Source organism: Bartonella sp. AU15XJBT (genome assembly GCF_028618615.1).
GTDB lineage: Bacteria > Pseudomonadota > Alphaproteobacteria > Rhizobiales > Rhizobiaceae > Bartonella.
Genome location: NZ_JAQITG010000095.1, coordinates 1 through 1,610 on the forward strand (window position 1 = coordinate 1; position 1,610 = coordinate 1,610).

The following is a 1,610-nucleotide window of genomic DNA, read 5'->3' on the forward strand; positions in this document are numbered from 1 at the left end:
TAACACGATTCTTTGTTTTGATCTAGGTACGAAGACGGGGTGGGCGATGTGTGGAGGGAGAGGTGACATATTTAGTGGCACCGTTGACTTTAAATCACGCCGTTTTGAAGGCGGTGGGATGCGTTATTTACGCTTTAAGAGATGGCTTACAGAAATAAAGCATACAGCAGGTAGCATTGACGCGGTGTATTTTGAGGAGGTGAGGCGTCATGTTGGAACCGATGCAGCGCATGTTTACGGTGGTTTGTTAGCAACGTTAACGGCATGGTGTGAACATCATGAGATACCGTATGAGGGGATACCTGTTTGTACGATTAAGAAAGTGACGACGGGCAAGGGGAATGCGTCGAAAGAAGAGATTATAAAGGCGATGCGTGCAAAAGGACACGCGCCTTGTGATGATAATGAAGCGGATGCTTTAGCGATTTTACATTTAATTAAAGAGAGGGAGATCTTATAGCGATGCCCAGTAACAAAGTGGAATGTGTAAAGTTTAATTCAGATCAGTTTTTAAAAGAGCTTATGGGTTTAAAAGCAACAGAGAAGGCAGTTTATACAACCCTTGTGTTGCTTATGAATGATAAGAAAGCGCCTCTTATCAATAATGCATCTTATTTATCAAGTTGGTGTGGGTGTTCAGTAAGAACGTTTCAAAAGACATTAGAGACTTTAATAAGCATGGGTTACATCACGCGTTTAGAGAATGGGAACTTATGGCATAGGTCATTAGCTTTCGATTATAGCATCAGTAAATTTTCAGAAAGAGCTTCAAAAGCAGCGAATATGAGATGGAGTAAGAAAAGAGAGGAGGCAATACATGTCAACTAAGTTGCCATGGACGAGGCTTTTTGCAGATAAGTGGTTACTTGATCTTGCACATTTGCCTGCTTTTGAAGGTTTTATATATGTGAAGTTGCGATTTCAAATGCTTCGCACTGGAGAACCGCTTAAGAATAATTTTCGAGTGTTGTCTTTATTAGCTGGTTGCTCAGTTAAAAGATTTCAGAAAGCATTAGATCTTTTATTAGAAACTGGACACATTGTTTTTTCAGAAGATGGTCGTTTGTGGAGTTTACAAGTTGAGGAAGAACTCAATAACTCAAATGAAAATTTAAGCAAGTTTTCAGAAAGAGCACAAAAGGCAGCGAAGGCAAGGTGGGATAAAAATAAAGATAACAGTGATGATGATGCTAAGCATGCTACAAGCAATGCACAAGCAATGCTTAATGATGCCATTAACAATAACATTAACATTAACAATAACAAAAAAAATAAAAATATTATTTTATCAAAAAGAGAAATTGAATTTGAAAATTTAGAAACAAACGATTTGGTTGACGAGCCAATCGAGTGTGATGATGTTCAATCAGAAGAAATCAAAACAATAGAAACTAAACAACCAATCATTCACGAGCAAAATAACAACATTTCAAACGAAGCTAATAATCGATGGCAAAGTAACGAAGCAATGATTGAGAAATTGCCACCACGAAAAGGTAAAAAGGTTGGCAAACAACTTTCAGAAATCGTTGACAAGATAATGCCTGCTTATTTTCCAGAGAAAGCAAACTTTTTTGAGAAAGACAAGAAAATGAGGGAAAAACAAGAAG

General features: G+C 37.6%; 3 protein-coding genes. All 3 read left to right on the forward strand.

Annotated features, from left to right (window positions below; all coding sequences use genetic code 11):
- Positions 1–460, forward strand: a 460-nt coding sequence (locus PVV57_RS10250) for a crossover junction endodeoxyribonuclease RuvC (protein WP_273784038.1), incomplete at its 5' end; no start/stop codon positions are given.
- A gap of 2 nt (positions 461–462) precedes the next feature.
- The gene (locus PVV57_RS10255; protein ID WP_273719523.1) at positions 463–828 is read left to right on the forward strand and encodes a helix-turn-helix domain-containing protein; all 366 of its coding nucleotides are present in this window, start codon (positions 463–465) and stop codon (positions 826–828) included.
- On the forward strand, positions 818–1,610 hold a 793-nt coding region (locus PVV57_RS10260), incomplete at its 3' end, for a DUF1376 domain-containing protein (protein ID WP_273784039.1). The genes PVV57_RS10255 and PVV57_RS10260, both read left to right, overlap by 11 nt.

Bases quoted from the DNA above. Each gene is read 5' to 3' on its own strand.
- PVV57_RS10255 (WP_273719523.1), top strand. From the start codon at position 463: ATGCCCAGTAACAAAGTGGAATGTGTAAAGTTTAATTCAGATCAGTTT.